Annotated in this window: 14 protein-coding genes and 1 pseudogene; 12 read left to right on the forward strand and 3 right to left on the reverse strand. The window is 69.5% G+C overall.

The features are described from left to right. Nucleotides 1-3: 3 nt before the first annotated feature. The 3 genes from ACEQ2X_RS08160 to ACEQ2X_RS08170 are packed head-to-tail and all read left to right on the forward strand — an operon-like array spanning nt 4 to nt 3667. Nucleotides 4-900, forward strand: coding sequence for a hypothetical protein (locus ACEQ2X_RS08160; protein ID WP_370325306.1), 897 nt, complete (start codon nt 4-6; stop codon nt 898-900). Then, nucleotides 897-1628, forward strand: a complete 732-nt coding sequence (locus ACEQ2X_RS08165; protein ID WP_370325307.1) for a hypothetical protein — start codon at nt 897-899, stop codon at nt 1626-1628. Before ACEQ2X_RS08160 ends, ACEQ2X_RS08165 begins: the two co-directional genes overlap by 4 nt. Beyond that, complete coding sequence (locus tag ACEQ2X_RS08170; RefSeq protein WP_370325308.1) at nt 1625-3667, forward strand: glycosyl hydrolase family 28-related protein; 2043 nt, start codon at nt 1625-1627, stop codon at nt 3665-3667. The genes ACEQ2X_RS08165 and ACEQ2X_RS08170 overlap by 4 nt, the downstream gene beginning before the upstream one ends. Here the strand turns inward: ACEQ2X_RS08170 and ACEQ2X_RS08175 are convergent. Both ACEQ2X_RS08175 and ACEQ2X_RS08180 read right to left on the reverse strand, forming a co-directional pair. Next, nucleotides 3620-4906, reverse strand: a complete 1287-nt coding sequence (locus ACEQ2X_RS08175) for an O-antigen ligase family protein (protein WP_370325309.1) — start codon at nt 4904-4906, stop codon at nt 3620-3622. The two genes, ACEQ2X_RS08170 and ACEQ2X_RS08175, sit on opposite strands and share 48 nt — an antisense overlap. Then, nucleotides 4903-5769: an FkbM family methyltransferase gene (locus ACEQ2X_RS08180; protein WP_370325310.1), complete on the reverse strand. Its 867-nt coding sequence runs from the start codon at nt 5767-5769 to the stop codon at nt 4903-4905. The genes ACEQ2X_RS08175 and ACEQ2X_RS08180 overlap by 4 nt, the downstream gene beginning before the upstream one ends. 159 nt (nt 5770-5928) lie before the next feature. On the opposite strand from ACEQ2X_RS08180, the gene ACEQ2X_RS08185 reads away from it, so the two are divergent. Further along, nucleotides 5929-6090: a hypothetical protein gene (locus tag ACEQ2X_RS08185; RefSeq protein WP_370325311.1), complete on the forward strand. Its 162-nt coding sequence runs from the start codon at nt 5929-5931 to the stop codon at nt 6088-6090. Between the two features lie 16 nt (nt 6091-6106). Here the strand turns inward: ACEQ2X_RS08185 and ACEQ2X_RS08190 are convergent, their stop codons facing one another. Continuing rightward, entirely contained in the window at nt 6107-6265 is a 159-nt protein-coding gene (locus ACEQ2X_RS08190; protein ID WP_370325312.1) for a hypothetical protein, read from the reverse strand. A gap of 64 nt (nt 6266-6329) precedes the next feature. Between ACEQ2X_RS08190 and ACEQ2X_RS08195 the strand changes: the two genes are divergently transcribed. The 8 genes and pseudogenes from ACEQ2X_RS08195 to ACEQ2X_RS08230 all read left to right on the forward strand — a co-directional run bounded on the left by ACEQ2X_RS08195 (nt 6330) and on the right by ACEQ2X_RS08230 (nt 16328). Further along, nucleotides 6330-7355: a peptidoglycan-binding protein gene (locus ACEQ2X_RS08195; protein WP_370325313.1), complete on the forward strand. Its 1026-nt coding sequence runs from the start codon at nt 6330-6332 to the stop codon at nt 7353-7355. Then, nucleotides 7352-7609, forward strand: a complete 258-nt coding sequence (locus ACEQ2X_RS08200; protein ID WP_370325314.1) for a hypothetical protein — start codon at nt 7352-7354, stop codon at nt 7607-7609. Before ACEQ2X_RS08195 ends, ACEQ2X_RS08200 begins: the two co-directional genes overlap by 4 nt. A 2-nt stretch (nt 7610-7611) precedes the next feature. Then, nucleotides 7612-7935 carry a hypothetical protein gene (locus ACEQ2X_RS08205; RefSeq protein WP_370325315.1) on the forward strand — a complete coding sequence of 108 codons (324 nt, stop codon included), beginning with the start codon at nt 7612-7614 and terminating at the stop codon, nt 7933-7935. Next, complete coding sequence (locus ACEQ2X_RS08210) at nt 7932-8528, forward strand: hypothetical protein (RefSeq protein WP_370325316.1); 597 nt, start codon at nt 7932-7934, stop codon at nt 8526-8528. Before ACEQ2X_RS08205 ends, ACEQ2X_RS08210 begins: the two co-directional genes overlap by 4 nt. Before the next feature lie 721 nt (nt 8529-9249). Continuing rightward, the gene (locus ACEQ2X_RS08215) at nt 9250-10146 is read left to right on the forward strand and encodes a tyrosine-type recombinase/integrase (protein ID WP_370325317.1); all 897 of its coding nucleotides are present in this window, start codon (nt 9250-9252) and stop codon (nt 10144-10146) included. A 192-nt stretch (nt 10147-10338) separates the two neighbouring features. Next, nucleotides 10339-13830, forward strand: coding sequence for a MobF family relaxase (mobF, locus tag ACEQ2X_RS08220; protein WP_372530551.1), 3492 nt, complete (start codon nt 10339-10341; stop codon nt 13828-13830). A 288-nt stretch (nt 13831-14118) separates the two neighbouring features. Next, nucleotides 14119-14366 (forward strand): annotated as a pseudogene (locus ACEQ2X_RS08225) (hypothetical protein); the annotation flags it as partial. 99 nt (nt 14367-14465) lie between these two features. After that, entirely contained in the window at nt 14466-16328 is a 1863-nt protein-coding gene (locus tag ACEQ2X_RS08230; RefSeq protein ID WP_370325319.1) for a cell wall-binding repeat-containing protein, read from the forward strand. The last annotated feature ends 24 nt before the right edge of the window (nt 16329-16352 follow it).

The following is a 16352-nucleotide window of genomic DNA, read 5'->3' on the forward strand; positions in this document are numbered from 1 at the left end:
CCTGTGGCTGCTGGCGACACGAACTACCCGGCCCAGCTCGACACCGACGAGAACCTGCCCGACCTGACCGGCTACCGGCAGTCCGGCTACCTCGACACCGACGGCGTCACCTATGACGAGCACCGCCAGGCGCACAACTGGACCAACACCATCCGCCAGGCCGTCCTTGCGTTGCAGGCCAAGGTCGGCATCGGCGGGTCCTCCCCGTCGGGCAGCCGAATCCTGCAGGCGTCCGAGGGCGGGTCTGCCTGGGTGACCCTCGCATCGATCGCCGCGTCGGCGCTCGGCCGCGGCGCCGGCGCTGCCCTGCAAGTCCTGCGGGTGAAGGCGGACGAGACCGGCCTCGAATGGTGGACCGTCCCGACCGACGACGACCCGGCCACCGCGTCGCTGCGCACGCTCGGCACCGGCGCCCAGCAGGCCGCCGCCGGCAACGACGCGCGGCTCAGCGACGCCCGCACCCCCGTCGCGCACGCCGACACGCATGCCGCCGGCGAGGCGGACGAGGTGACCCCCGCGGCGATCGGCGCGGCGACCATCGCGCATGCGGCTACCCACGCGACCGGCGGGACCGACGAGGTCACCCCAGCGGCCATCGGCGCACCCACCACCGACGACCTCGGCACCGTCGCGGACGCTGTCACCGCTCTCGACGGAGCCCTGACCGACCACGTCGCGGTCACCGGAGCGGACGGTCACGTCGCCCAGCAGGCCGCCATCGGCGACGTCACCCCGACGACGATCACGGATCCGGCCGACGCGCCGGCCGATGCTGATGCGCTGCGTGAGGACCTGGTGGCCAACGTCCTCCCCGACATCGACGCCCGCTTCGACGCGGTCGAGGCGAAGGTCAACGCCATCCTGGCCGCGCTCCGCACCGCCGAGGTCCTCGAGACGTGACCGCCGTCCCCTCCGACCTGATCGCCACCACCGACCAGCCGTGGGACGCCGACACCGCATGGGGCACCGACATCGCCTACGCGCCGCCGCTGTGCTCCCCGACGACCCTGGCGATCTACGACTGGGTCGGCCCGGCCATGCGAGGCGACGACGCGGCTCACGGCTGGGCGTACCTCGCTGTCATCTCCGCTCTGGCGGAGCCGCTGTGGGAGATCGAGAAGATCGCTCGGGCCCGCGACGGCCGCGTCGGCTACGCCGCCGTGTTCGACCCCGACACCGTCCCCGCCTACGCGCTCGGCTGGTACGAGATGACCGTCGGCCTCACCCCCGCCCCATGGCTGCCCACCGACCGCCGCCGCGAACGGATGAAGAACAGCCCGGCGTACATCCGCGGCGGCCGTGCCGCCATGCTCGCCGAGGTCCGGCTCACCCTTGACGCCACCCGACTCGTGCACCTGGTGGAACGGACCGGCATCGACGACCAGTACCTCGACAAGCCGTTCCGGCAACTCGTCCAGACCTTCGCCGCCCAGACCCCCGACCCGGACGCGACCACTGCGGCGGTGCAGGCCGCCAAGCCCGGCCCCGACATCGTCGACTACCGCGTCATACCCGGCCAGACCTGCGGCCAGCTCGCCGCGCTCGAGCTCAGCTGCGGCGAGGTCGAGGCCGCGTACGCCGACTGCGACGACGTCGCCACCACCCTGCCTGACGAGGAGCTGCTGTGACCAAGATCGTCGGTGGCATCACCGTCCCCGAAGCCCACGACCCCGCGTCGATCCACGAGATCGCCGAGCAGATCGCCAGGGACGTCGGCAACACGTACCGAGCGACGGTGAACCCGAAGGCGGCGGCGTTCGGGGCCGTCGGCGATGGGGCCACCGCGGATGGCACCGCTCTGCGCGCGGCCGTGGCCGCGCTGACCTCCGGAGACCGCTTCTACCTGCCGCCTGGCGACTTCCTCTTCTCCGGAGGAGAGTTGCTGATTCCCAACGGTGTCGAGGTGGTCGCCGACCCTGAGTCCCGCATCATCGTCAACGGGGCGCTGAGCAACAACCGGGTGTTCAGGGTCGCGGGGTCCACCAGCACCCTGACGCCGCTCGATGCGGATGCCGGGGCCGGCGACTGGTCGATCAGCCTGCCGTCCGGCGGGGGGTCGATCTTCGCCGTCGGTGACGTGATCGCGATCCAGTCCGAAGCGGCCTGGTTCTCCAGCGGCACGAAGAACCGCGAGCTGCACCGCGTCATCGCCGTCGACGGCGACACGGTGTACCTCGACGGCCCACTTGTCCGCGACTACCTGGTCGACGACACCGCCCGGTACGCCCGCATCGTGCCCGCGACGGGCCGGCTGCTGCTGCCTCGCATCGAGGCGACCGCCCCGACGACCCACAAGGGCTACGGCCTCCGCATCGACTACGGCCTCGACATCACTGTCGACGGGTTCCACGCCCACGAGGCAGGCGGCGGGATCTCCGTCACCGACACCATCGGGCTGCGCGTCAACGCCCCGACCTTCGACGGGCTTCCGAACCTTGCGGACTCCTACGGGTACGGCATCGCGCTGAACGGCGCCTGCGCCGACGTCATCGTCGACAGCCCCATGGGGCGCCACTGCCGCCACGTGTTCACGACCCTGCCCTACCTCGGCTACGGCGGCCCACGCCACTGGAAGGTGAACCACGGCATCGGCCACCTCGGCGAAGGGTCGTCGTCGGTGTGGGACACCCATGTCGAGTCCTACGACGGCGAGTTCAACCACTGCCACGCCCTCGGTGCCGACGGCGACACCGGGCAGGGCTACGGGTTCCACATCCGCGGCAAGGTCACCCGCATCAACCACGGCGTCAGCCGATTCGCCCGACGCGGCGTGTCGATGGACGTCGCCGCCGAGGACCTGACCGTCCACGGCGGCGAGTTCTCCCACGCCGACACCGGCATCGGCCTCGGCGGCGTCGACGCGACCCTGCGCGGGGTCCACTGCCACGACAACATCAGCAACGGGATCAGCGCCGCCGGCACCGGCATGAGGATCTTCGACCCCACCATCGAACGCTCCGGCGCAGCGATCCAGGGCAGCGAGAGCGGCACGGGCCTGTACGTCCAGGGCGGCTACCTGCCCTACGACGCCGCGCTGCAGGGCTACAGCGTCCTGAACCTGCCCGCCGACGGCATCGTCATCGGCGTTCGCACCCCCGGCTACCCATCCGGTCTGCCAGCCGGATCGGGCATCAACGGCACTGCCGGGCAGCGACGGCAGATCCTCACCGACACCGGGCCGAACTCCTACCCGACCCTCGGCCGACGAGTCATCACCCCCGGCGCGTTCGAGGCAGCCCACGGAGCTCCGACCGGACCCAGCAAGGGCACCATCGGTGGCACCGGGTTCCTCTGGTCATCGGTCGCCTACGCCGACACCGGGTTCGAGTCCGCGGTCGCCGTCGTCGACATCCCGCCGGACTGGACCACCTGCAACGTCTACCTCTGGTGGACGAACCCCTCAGCCGGCGGAGGCAACGTTGCCTGGAGATGCGACCATCGACAGGTTGCCGACGGCGACTCGCTCAACACTGACACCCAGGGGACGACCGTCATCGCAGCCGCTCCCACCCAGTACGGAACCGACAAGCTTCTGGTCATCTCCAACCTGGCGGTCACGCCCGGCAAGCTGCTACGGCTCGAAGCAGCACGCAACGGTGGGCACGCCTCCGATGATCTCTCAGGAGACGCGCACCTGCTCGGTGTTGTGCTCGAGCAGGTGATCTGACCGGCGGACACGAGACGCGCAGTAGGTCGCGAGCATCAGCCCGATCGACAGCCACATGTAGCGGTCCCAGAACGAGTTGTTGAAGTTCATGTGGGCAAAGAACGCGACCAACCCGACCGCGGGCACGATCTCGCCTGCCTGTCGACGTCTTGCTCGGACGCCCATCAACACCGCCGCCAACGTCATCACGGCGAGACCCAGCAGGCCGAGGGCACCCGCCACATCCCAGGCCTGCAGGTAGATGTTGTGGACGTTCGCGGTCCTGGCAAATCCAGTCCCGATCGCGGGACGTTCGGTCACCCGACTCCATGCGTCGTCAACGAGCACATCGCGGGTCTGATCGCTCAGGGCGCCGCTCTCATGCAATCCCAGCGCTCGCGTCACGGCGTTGTACTCGACCAAGGACTCGGAGGCGACGTTGATGAAAGCGACGTAGCTGCCGGCCAGCAACAGCAGAGCGAGCGGGGCGGCGATCACCGTGCGGCTCCTGAACCACAGGACGACTCCGAGCGCTCCGAACACCAGCAGGCCACCGAGCGCGGCCCGTGACCCACTCAGGACGATCCCCACGGCGAGGACAACGAAGGCGGCGGTCCATCCCAGCCGCGCCGGCCGACTCCGCGCGATGACAGCTAGGAGCACCGCTGCTGGGACTAGCAGCATCGCCGCCGTGGCGAAGTGGTTGTACTGGCTCGCCCAACCCAGTAGCCGGCGACCTTCCTCCTGGAAGGGAATGGCGTACAGGATGTGCACGACGGTCAGCACGACGGCTGCACCCGATGCGAACACCACCTGATCCCACCGGGGCCGCCAGACAAGCCAGGCGAGCAGCGGCACGCCTGCGCCGATCAACGCACGGGTGTACTCCACGAAGCTGGGCTCTGCGCCGAACAGCTCCGCTATGGCCCCGCCGGCGAAGAACACCGCCAGCCCAGCCAGAAACAGCGTGATCTCCTGCGGCAGCGGAGACAGCCGCTCCTCACGCCGGACTCGAACAGCCACCACAGCAGCCACGAACCCAACCAGCAGGACGTCACCCGGAGTCAACGGGCCAGCAACACGCAGCAGCCCCAGGCTGGCCGCGACCGTCGCCGCTCCCGCGAGCAGAGGCAGCGCCGACGCGTCCACACGCCGACGGACACGACGACCCCGGCGATGCCGCACTACGGCAGCAACCCAGATCGCTGCGGTCGCCGCGGTCACGATCAGCAACGCGAGCTGCACGGGGTCGAACTTCACCTTGACGATTCCGGCGTGAGTCGTGACGCGATGAAGGCGCGGTCCGCGACCGCCAGGACGTTCTTGATGTCGCGTCGGCCGACCGCGTCGGACCAGCTGAGCGGCACGAGCGCCCGTTCGTGCGGCTCGTAGATGAACGGTTCGGTGGCCTCGTCGAGGAGGTCGACAAGGTCTGTGCGGTCGCTGAGTTCGTTTACTTCGATGAGCCAAGCAGCAGGTCGCCGGTCCGCGAGGAGACGTCTGCTGCCACGCATGGCTTCGAGTTCGAACCCTTCGACGTCAACCTTGGCGACCACGGGCTGCAGGCTCTCGCAGACCTCGTCCAGCGTCACGACGTCGATCTCTGCGAGCTCCTGACCGGAGGCCTCGGCACTGGTGATCCGGTTCGTCGCGTCGTGCCCGGAGGTCATCGCAGCCGTGCCTGGCTCGGCTCCCGCCGCAGCAGCGATCAGGCGTGCCGGGATGTTGTTCAGCTGGAGGTTCTCCCGGAGGATCTCAGCGGTGTCGGCGGCGGGCTCCAGGCAGACAACCAGACCATCAGGGGCCACGATCGAGCCGGCCAGCACGCTGTACACACCAACGTTGGCGCCGACGTCGAGGAAGGTGTCACCCGGTCGGAGCACGTCGCGGACGAAGGCCATCTCCCACGGGTCGGGCATGCCGTGGTAGTAGGCGAGAGCTGACGAGGTGCGGTGGGGGTGCAATCGCAGCTTCGCGTTGCCGAATGCGGTCACGGTCATGGGTCGGCGCGCCAGGCGTTGCCATGCCTGCCAGCGCACAAAGCGGAGCACGACCTGGCCGCGCTGCCCTGCGGCAGCGTCCGCCATGATGACGTCCCGCATCACCGATGCCGCGTTGGGCATGGCCCCTCCCTGTCTCGCCTGCCAGCGACTTGAGGGTAGCGCAGAACGCATCGTCGATGGGCTGTCACACCGACGCAACGCCGATCGGTGAAGATGGCTGCGATGGGGCGGGACGAGCAGGTGGCGCTGGCCAGACTGATGGTGGGTCGAGACGTTGCGGTGCCGGGACCCACGGGCAGCTGCTGGGTCGGCCGGGGCGCCCACATCGAGGTGGACGGCCAGGAGGTTCGACTGGCCGTCATGATCCCTGCGGTGGGCATCTACGTGCACCCGATCCACGAGATCCGTCCGATCGTCGACGTCGTCTCGACCGTGCTGTGATCCTGCTGCACGCGGGCTAGTCGTCGGCGGGCCAGAAGAAGTCAGGCCCTGTGTAGGTGTGCTCGTGTCCTTCCGAGCACGTCACGGCGATCTGGGCAGCCGTCTGCCAGTCGGCCACGTCGAGCCCTGAGTCGACGTCTTCGCCGCAGGTCTTGCACACCACGTGCGCGGTCATCGGTCAGGACCGTACCGCCTCGCCCCCCGACGTCGATCGTCCGCTCGAGCTGAGGAGCCCGCTCATGACCACCCCTGCGGTCCTACTTGACCATGCCCGCCGCTACCTCGGGGTCACCGAGTCGCCTGCCGGGTCGAACCGGCAGCCGTTCGCGGCGATCGCCGGGCACGCCAACGGCTACGCCTGGTGCGCGACCTTCGGCGTCGCCATGCAGATCCTCGCCGGCCTCGACCCGGTGTCGCGGTCGGCGTACACCCCGCAGGTCGCCGTCGACGCCGCCCGCACCGGCCGCACCGTCCCCCTCGCCGACGCCCAGCCGGGCGACCACGCAGTCGTCGACTTCCCCGGCGGCAAGGGACGCATCGAGCACTACATCATCCTCGAGAAGCCGCTCGGCGGCGGCCGCTGGCAGACCATCGAGGGCAACACCTCCGGCGCCGGCTCCCAGACCAACGGCGGCGCCGTGCTGCGGAAGACCCGCGACCTGGGTGGGATGGTCCGCGTCGTGGTGTTCCGGCCCCGCTACACGGGCGCGGCCGCCGGCGGCGGTCCCACCCGGCCGGAGGGCGCGATCCTGATGCTGGGCGACTCGGGCGACGCCGCGGTGATCTGGCAGCAGCAGCTGAACCACGTCGCCGACGCCGGTCTGGTCGTCGACGGCGAGTACGGCCCCCTCACCCGCGCCGCCACGCTCGCCTGGCAGGCCACCCGCGGGCTGCCGCTGTCGGGGATGGTCGGCGCCGGCGATGTCGCCTCGATGGAGGCTCACTACCGCGAGCTCGAGCAGGCTGGCCGGCCGGTCGAGCCGGATCCACAGCCTGACCTGGAGGTGGCGGTGAGGTACGCCTCCGGTCATCCGGTCGATGAGCGGATCGCCCGCGGGCTCGCCGCCACCCTCCACGTCCACGTCGGCCCGCTCGCCGCCCGCCAGCGCGTCGGCCGCGTCTACCTGGTCGGCGGCCCTGCGGTCGACGGGTTCGACCGGCAGCTCGCCGGCGATGTCGTCGAGCTCGCCGGCCCCACCCGCGCCGAGACGCACGCCGCGGCGAACGCCGTCGAGCTCGCCTACCTGAAGGGACTGGCCGCATGACCTGGGACGACCCCACCGGACCGCCGCCGCCGCCGGGCGCACAGCCGGTGCCGACCGCCTGGTGGTACGCGTACCGGCCCAACCCGAAGGTCGCCGCGGCGATCGTCACCGTGGTGATCGCCGGCCTCGCGCTCGCCCTGCTGCGCGCGATCGGGGTCGTCGACATGGACCTCGACGCGTTCCTCGCCCTCGTCGGCGGCGGGGCGGGCACCGCCGCGGTGGCGTACATGCGGCCCGACGCGAGCGGCCGCTGACCGTGTCCGCCATTCCACCACCCCCGGGCCGCGATGAAGGGGTCACGCTCGGGGAGATCGCCCGACGGCTGGACCGCAACGAGCAGGAGAGCTCGAAGCGGTTCGACCGGCTCGAGGAACGCATCGAGGGACTCCAGTTCGTGCCTGTCGGCACCTACACCGCCGAGCGGCAGGCGTTGGAGGCGTCGATCAAGGAGGCACGCGACGACATCGACGGGGTCATCAACGACCGCAAGGACGACCGTCGGCTGATCTGGGGCTCGTTCGTGTTCCCGATCCTCGTCGCGATCGTCACGGCGGTCGCCCTCGCGGCGGTGGGATTGTGACCCGGCTGCGCGCGTTCGGGCGGTGGCTGGCCGACTGGCGCACCGGTGTCGGGTTCGCCGCGGTGCTGGTCGCCGGCGGGTTCCTGGCGCTCGTCATCGGTCTGCTGGCGTCACGTCAGGAGGCGTTCGACCGTCTCGACCAGGCGCTCGGCCAGCTCGAGGTCGAACTCGAACGTGAGGAGCAGCTGCAGGGCCGCGTCACCGACCTGTCTGCGGAGGTGGCCACCCTGACCGAGCAGGTCCGCGTCCTCGTCCAACAGCTCGAGGACGCCGGCATCGTCCCCCTCCTCATCCCACCCGTCGACCCGCCACCCGTCGGCGAGCCTGCGACCCCGGACGGCGAAGCGACCTCGTCACGCGACCCGCCCCCACCAGCTGCCCCACCCGGCTCCGAGCCCGGTCCAGCACCGGCACCCGACCCGGTCCCACCAGCTCCACCACCGCCTCAGCCAGCCGACCCACCCGGGGAGCCGACCCCGGATCCACCTGCTGGGGCCGTCGGCGAGCTGCTCGACGGCGCCGGAGACCTGGGCGACGACACCCTCGACGACGTGGGCGACACCACCTGCACGCTCACCGACATCCTGTGCTGATGCCCCCGGCTGGCCCTCGCGGCGGCCGGGGGCATCGTCATGTCCGCGGCTGACTTGGCCGACCCTCTCGCGGATCGGTAGCCTCCCGCCGCGGCGCCCGCCCTGCATCGCCCCCCCGTGCAGGCGGGCGCCGCCTTCAACGTCTGGACGTCGCACCCGACGGGCAGCATCCCGGCATGACCAGGCCACCGCTCGTCGCGCCGCTGCTCGGCCGCTGCCCGCACTGCACCAACCCGTTCAAGGCCTCCATCGACCTCGCGCTCGAACCTCCGCGTGGGCGCGCGTCGTGCCCGTGGTGCCGACAGACCGTCGATCTGGGCCTACCGCCAGCCGAGGCCGCTGGCTAGGGTGCGCAGTGGCCGGTCGAATCCCCGTTTGGTCGGCTGCTCATGCGGCCCGTCGTCTTTCCCGTCGGCGGGCCGCCCTGCGTCCTGCGCTGCACCACGGTTTGCACCACGGACCGCTGTAACCGCGTGGTGCAGCCACCTCTGTCGACATCCGGGATCCCGCGTGCAGCCCGGGTCTGTAACTCCCAGATGCGGTTTCCAGATGACTCATAATCGATTGGTTGCGGGTTCGAGCCCCGCCCGGCCCACAAAACGCCTCTGACCAGCACTTTCGCTTCACTTCGGCGAGATCGTCCGGTAGCGTACCGCTCAGACAGCAGATAATGGACGGAATTTTGGACCCGTCCAGAGAGCGGAAACGGGGCGGTTCTCGGATGAGATCGCGGAGCCAGATCGAGGCGTTGAGCCGGTCCTTCTCGCGGTGGCTTCGAGCCGCGAACCGGTCCGAGCGAACGGTCGAGACCTACGTGTCCTCGGTGGCCCAGCTGGTCGACTTCGCCGAGGACCGGGACCTGGATCCGCTGGCCCGCGAGACGGTCACCGAGTACCTGGCCGACCTCGCGGATCGGCGCAAGCCGGCGACGGTCGCGTTCCGGTATCGGTCGCTGCAGCAGTTCTTCAAGTGGCTCGAGGCCGAGGAGGAGGTCGAGCACTCCCCCATGGCGAAGCTGCGGCCGCCGCGGGTGCCCGAGCAGCCGGTGCCGATCCTGTCGCCGGACCAGCAGCGGGCGCTGCTGGGGACCTGTGACGGCAAGAACTTCGTCGACCGCCGCGACCACGCGATCCTGCGGCTGTTCATCGACACGGGCATGCGGCTGGGCGAGATGACCGGCATCACGTTGCCTGACGTGGACCTGGACGTCGACAAGGTCGTGTGGGTCACGGGCAAGGGCAACTGGATGCGGGCGTGTCCGTTCGGGCGCCGGACGGGGATGGCGATCGACCGGTACCTGCGGGTGCGGGCCCGCCACCAGCACGCGCAGGAGGCCGCGCTGTGGCTCGGCGCGCAGGGCCGCGGGCCGCTCGGGTCCTCGGGCATCAACCAGATCGTCAAGCGGCGGGCGGAGCAGGCCGACATCCCCCGCCTGCACGCCCACATGTTCCGCCACACCTTCGCCGACAACATGCGCCGGGCGGGGATGGACGACGACAGCCTGATGCGCCTGGCCGGGTGGCGGTCACGCCAGATGCTGTCGCGCTACGGCGCCTCTGCCGCGGACTCCCGCGCCCGCGAGCGCTACCAGTCCATGGCCCCCGGCGACGCCCTCTGATCACCGCCCCGTCCCGCCGCGACACGAGCACACCGCTCAGCAGATAACAGTCGGAAAAACCTGACACAAGCGGCCCCTCTCCCCCGTCTACCAGGACACACGTCTTGCACAGGCGGACGGCAGGGAGGCAGCAGGTCGGATGTCAGGGACCCAACAGACCGGGTGCGGCCGGTGACGGTGTCGATGCGGGTGATGTCCGCCGGCGCCGGCTACCGGTACCTCCGCGATTCGGTTGCCGTGGGCGACGCCGTCCGTGAGCCCGGACGGGGGCTGGCGGACTACTACACCGCCGAGGGCTGTCCGCCGGGCCGTTGGCTCGGCTCAGGACTGCCGGGCCTGGGCAGCGGAGAGCTGCGAGCGGGTGTGGTGGTCACCGAGGAGCAGGTGGCGCGCCTGCTGGGTCAGGGCCGCGATCCGCTCACAGGCGATCCGTTGGGACGCGCTTACCCCCAGTACCGGTCGCGGGCGGAGCGGATCGCCGACCGCGTCGCCGAGCTCGACCCGAACCTGGACGACGACGCCCGCGCAGCTGCAGTCGAGCGGATCGAGCATGAGGAGTCGCAACGGCGTGGCCGGCGTGCGGTGGCCGGGTTCGACCTGACCTTCAGCGTCCCCAAGTCGGTCTCAGTGCTGTGGGCCCTCGCCGACCCCGACACCCGCGCCCAGGTGGTCGAAGCCCACCACGCCGCGATCGTCGACGTGATCGACCTGCTCGAGCGGGAGGTCGCCGCCACCCGGATGGGCGCCTCCGGACCGGACGGTGCGGTCGCCCAGGTCCCGGTGGCTGGGGTGATCGCGGCGGCGTTCGACCACTACGACTCCCGCGCCGGCGACCCGCAGCTGCACACCCACGTCGTGGTCGCGAACAAGGCCAAGACGGTCCTCGACGGGCGCTGGCGGGCGCTGGACGGCCGGCCGGTGCATGCGGCGATGGTGGCGCTGTCCGAGCACTACAACGCCGTCCTCGCCGACCTACTCACCGACACCCTCGGCGTCGTCTGGACCCAGCGCGACCGCGGCGCCGATCGCAACCCGGCGTGGGAGATCGCCGGTGTGCCCAGGGAGCTCCTCGACGTCTTCTCGTCCCGCACCACCGACATCCAGGTTGCGAAGGACGAGCTGATCGCCGAGTACGTCGCCACCCACGGCCACCAGCCGTCGGCGACGACCGTCTTGAAGCTGCGCCAGCAGGCCACGCTGGCGACCCGGCCGGACAAGACCCTGCACTCCCTCGCCGACCTCACCGGCCGCTGGCGGACAACAGCGGAGTCGCGCGGCCACTCCCCCGCCGACTGGCTGACCCCGGTCCTGGGCGGCAGGTCGCAGCAACGGCTGCGCGCGGGCGACCTGACGCCGGCGACCGTCGAGGGGATCGCCGCGACCGTGGTCGAGATGGTGGGTGAGCGTCGTTCGACGTGGCGCAGATGGAACCTGCACGCCGAAGCCACCCGCCAGCTCATGGGCATCCGCTTCGCATCAGTGCACGACCGCGAGACCATCCTCGCGAGCGTCGTGCACGCGGCGGAGCGTGCGTCGGTGCAACTCACCCCGCCCGAGCTCGCGTCGGTCCCGGTGGAGCTGCGCCGTGAAGACGGCACCAGCATGTTGCGCCCGCGGCACTCAGAGGTGTTCACCTCCGCCGAGCTCCTCGCGGCCGAGGACCGTCTGCTCCAGCTATCCAGGGCGACGCACGGACCGCAGGTCCCGGCGGTCACGATCGCGTACCACGGCCAGGACCTCGGCAACGATCAGCTCGAGGCCCTCGTGAGCATCGCGACCTCCGGGCGCGTCTTGGACGTTTTGATCGGTCCTGCAGGTGCGGGCAAGACCACCGCGATGCGCGCCCTCCGCGCCGCGTGGACCCACCTCTACGGCCCTGGGACGGTAGTCGGCCTGGCGCCATCGGCGGCGGCCGCCGAGGTCCTGGCCGCCGACCTCGAGATCGACACCGAGACCACCGCGAAGTGGCTCCACGAGCTCCAGGCCGGCAAGGCCCGCTTGCATGCCGGGCAGCTGGTGATCGTCGACGAAGCCTCCCTCGCCGGCACCCACACCCTGCACCGCATCGCCACCGCCACAGCCGGCGCGGACGCCAAGCTGCTCCTCGTCGGCGACCCCGCCCAGCTCGCCGCGGTCGATGCCGGCGGCGCGTTCAGGTTGCTCGCGACCGACCGTGACGATGTCGCCGAGCTCACCGACGTCCGACGCTTCCACCACGACTGGGAGAAGCACGCGTCCCTGCAGCTGCGCGACGGCAATCCCGCCGTGATCGACACCTACGACCGACAGGGACGCCTGATGGACGGTTACCTCGACGCGATGCTCGACGCCGCCTACGACGCCTGGCGAGCAGACCTCGCCGCGGGCAAGACCAGCCTCCTCATTGCCCCCACCCGGGAGCACGTGACCGCCCTCAACCAGCGTGCGCATGCTGACCGGGTCGCCGCCGGCGACGTCGACGCTGCAGTGGTCGTGCGACTACGCGACCACACGTTCGCCGGGGTCGGCGACGTCATCGTGATGCGCCGCAACCACCGCCAGCTCACTAACACGTCAGGCCGCTGGGTCCGCAACGGCGACCGCTGGACCGTCTCCTCGATCTACCCCGATGGCACCCTCACCGTCCGCGGAAACGGCGGCACCGTCCAGCTGCCGGCCGAGTACGTCGCCGACCACGTCGAACTGGGCTACGCCGTCAGCGCCCACCGTGCCCAGGGCGCCACCGTCGACACCGCCCACGCCATCGTCACGCCCGCGATGACCCGCGAGACCCTCTACGTCGCCATGACCCGCGGCCGGGTCTCGAACACCGCTTACACCGCCACCGCCGACGCCGACCTCGAGCTTCATCAGGACGACGGCGAAGACGCCACGGGTCGGCATGTGCTGGCCGGCGTGCTCGCTCGCGTGGGCGCGGAACAGTCCGCCCACGAGACCCTCCGGGAGGAGCAGGACCGCTGGGGCACCATCGCCCAGCTGGCGGCGGAGTACGACACGATCGCCGCCGCCGCCCAACACGACCGCTGGACCCAACTGATCCGAGCGTCGGGTCTCACCGACGACCAGGCCAACCAAGTCCTCACCTCCGAGGCCCTCGGTGCCCTGTCAGCCGCGCTGCGTACCGCCGACGCCCACCACCTCAACCCCGAAGAACTGCTCCCAAAGCTCCTTGACGACCGCGACCTCGATGACGCCGACGACATCGCCGCCGTCCTGCACCACCGCGTCACCACCGCCACGACCCGCCTCGCCGCGACCCGGCGCCGGCCACCGGACCTGATCGCGGGTCTCATCCCCAAGGCCACCGGTCCCATGACCCCCGACACGCGCACCGCCCTGGACGAACGCCGGCAACTCATCGAGCGGCGAGCCCGCAGCCTCGTCGAGACCGCGACCGCGCAACGCGAGCCATGGCTCCGCCACCTCGGATCCGTACCTCAGAACTGGCATAGCCGCGACCGGTGGGTCCGCACAGCGACCACCGTCGCCGCGTACCGCGACCGCTACCGCATCACCACCACCGACCCGCTCGGCCCCGACGCGGCCAACGAGCTGCAGCGTGCCGATGCCGCCCGAGCCCGCGCGGCCATGAACCGACTGCGCCTGGTCCGCGCCTTGGACCCGGGTACCGCGACGAGTCGGCCAGTTCAGCGAGACTCACCCAGGCTCGGTCGGTCATTGTGATAGCGGGGGATCTCCTAGAGGCCAGGCATGCGCGCAACTCGCCCTATCTGCTCAATCCCACAAGGCCGTGCCGGGCCAGGGCGCTGTGGAGCCTTCTGGAGCGGAACTGGCTTCCCCTTGCGGGCGTGAACGATGCAGCCGGCCACGGCAAGGCCGTGTCGGGCGACGGCGGTCTCGATGGGATGACGGCGTGGTGCTCGCGGGGGGTCCGTGTGGCGATGACGCTCGGGACGACGGTGCGGTGGTGACGACTCGACGGCTGGCCGGCAAATAGGCTACGCCCCTGCGGCCGACAACTCCGCCATGGGGAGCTTCTTCGCCCACCTTCAACACAACGTCTTGGGACCGTGGCCACTGGGCACTCGGGACGACCTGCGCCTCGCATCCTGGTCTGGACCGAGCGGACTGACGACCGACGACACCGCCAAGCGCGGCTCGGCCGGTTGACCCCTATCGAGTACGAGTCGATCATGCCCACACCCGCCTGCGGCGGCCTAACCCATCTGCCGGGCGGAACGTGCACCAGTACCTATTGACAATCGGGAGAGGTGGTGGTTGGGTCCGGATGGCGGTAGGAACTTCGTGAAGGGTGGGGCGGTATGGCGGGCGGGCATCGCGCAGTTTTCTGCGTCTCCTTGGCGTTCATCTTGAGCATGTTCTGGGTCCCTGCGGGTGCACAGGCTGGGCGGTCATCCATTATCGGAGATGATGCAACGTCTCCCGCGGACCAGGCGATCGCCATCAGCCGGGCCACCTTTGTCGCAGCCGACGAAGTAGTCATCGCACGAGCCGACGTCTTTGCAGATGCTTTGGCCTCGGGAGGGGCCCAGGTCGGCTCCCGTCCGCTCCTGGCAACACCCGGCGAGGCACTACCAGCTTCCGTGGCTCAAGAGATACGGAGACTTGAAGCCTCATCCATCATAATCCTTGGAGGCCCCGACGCCGTCTCCGAGGAGATCGAACAGGACCTTCAAGCGCTCGACGTATCCGTGCGCCGCATAGCGGGCCCGTCCCGAATCGAGACGGCCACTGCGCTTGCGTCTGAACTCTTACCGCGCGCAACAACGGCCATACTTGTCCGCGCCTTTGGTGCGGGTAGCCAAGCGTACGTTGACTCCATCGCAGCTGGCTCGCTAGCAGCTCACAGTTCCTCACCAGTCATCTTCACGGACACGGATGAGCTCAGCGCGCCCACTGCTGAGTTCTTGCAGTCGTCCGAGATTGAGCATGTAGTCATCGTGGGAGGAACGGACTCCATCTCGACTGAGGTGGAGAAGACACTCCAGTCCTTGGACTTGGACACCACCCGTCTCGCGGGCGCTGAGAGGGCTGGGACGGCCACTGCTATCGCCAGCCACGTGGGCTTTAACGACGCTACGAGCGCTCTTCTAGTGGACGGCAGCGACACCCCCGGTGCCTGGTTGCCCGCCTTCGCGGCTGCCGGCTTCTCCGCTGTACGAAACGTGCCAGTCCTGCTCACCACTCCGGGGGGGCTCCCAGCCGCCACAGAGGCATACCTCTCAGAGCACGCATTTGAACTCGTGACCTGCATGCCGCCGGTCACAGTGGCCGCGTGCACTAGTGCTACGGGTCAGGATCCAGTCCCCCACTCGACGGTGGATCCGGAGCATGCTCTGCTGGTTGAGGCGACAGATGCCGCAACTGCGGGAGAGGACCTCAGTCTGTCCGAGGAGGAAAGGATCCAACTGTCGGAGGCGACGGCGGTCGACCACTACAGGTTCTTGGTGGATGGCACCGTCGTGGGGCTGCAAGTCCCAGCGGAGGCCGCGTCCCGTTTCTCCGGGCAGTATGAGTTTGGCATCCCCGGAGTGATCACTTGTTACCCTGGCTACCAGCCCTCACCACCCAGCCTCGCGGGCAATTCTGACATCTCGCCTATCGATCTGCTGCCCGACGTGGATCTCACTGCCGACACTATATGTGTAATCAATCCCGAAGTGCGTCAAGCCCTCAATGAGTTGTTGACCGCACAGGTACCACTCGACGAGGCACTCAGACTGGTTGCGGCAAGTATTCCGACTCAAGTCGATCCCGACAACGTTGGCGGCGCATTCGACGCCTTCGAGTCTGGCTCGGGAGGCAGCGGATGCATCACTCGTGACCTCACGGTGTCGGCATATGCCACAGCCGGGTTCCGCGTCTGGGACTTCACCAACGTGTCCAGCGTGTGCTTCAACGGCTCCACCTTCACGTCCGACAGGTCAGAGTCATATCCGAATGTGACCACGCCAGGGTCTCTGGGCAGTTGGGAGTACGATTTCGGCAACGAGAACGAAGAGAACCTGGATGCTACGGTCTCCCATGAGCAAATGGGGCGGTTTATCCAGTGCATTGACGTCAAGGTCATTCCCAACGTTCCGTTGGGCCAGTTGTGTCCTCGCAGTAGTACCGCGGAGGTCGACTTCCTCTATGTCTCTCTTAGCGGCGTCGACACGGGGTACATCTGGCATGCTGTAGGCATCGTGGTCCCCACGTAGACCGGCGCGCACGCGCCAGCTAGC

This window comes from Euzebya sp. (assembly GCF_964222135.1).
GTDB lineage: Bacteria > Actinomycetota > Nitriliruptoria > Euzebyales > Euzebyaceae > Euzebya.

What these genes read in the sequence shown, in the direction of transcription:
- ACEQ2X_RS08200 (WP_370325314.1), top strand. Translation starts at nt 7,352, where the DNA reads ATGACCTGGGACGACCCCACCGGACCGCCGCCGCCGCCGGGCGCACAG.
- ACEQ2X_RS08195 (WP_370325313.1), top strand. Translation starts at nt 6,330, where the DNA reads ATGACCACCCCTGCGGTCCTACTTGACCATGCCCGCCGCTACCTCGGG.
- ACEQ2X_RS08190 (WP_370325312.1), bottom strand. Translation starts at nt 6,265, where the DNA reads ATGACCGCGCACGTGGTGTGCAAGACCTGCGGCGAAGACGTCGACTCA.
- ACEQ2X_RS08215 (WP_370325317.1), top strand. Translation starts at nt 9,250, where the DNA reads ATGAGATCGCGGAGCCAGATCGAGGCGTTGAGCCGGTCCTTCTCGCGG.
- mobF (WP_372530551.1), top strand. Translation starts at nt 10,339, where the DNA reads ATGTCCGCCGGCGCCGGCTACCGGTACCTCCGCGATTCGGTTGCCGTG.
- ACEQ2X_RS08180 (WP_370325310.1), bottom strand. Translation starts at nt 5,769, where the DNA reads ATGCCCAACGCGGCATCGGTGATGCGGGACGTCATCATGGCGGACGCT.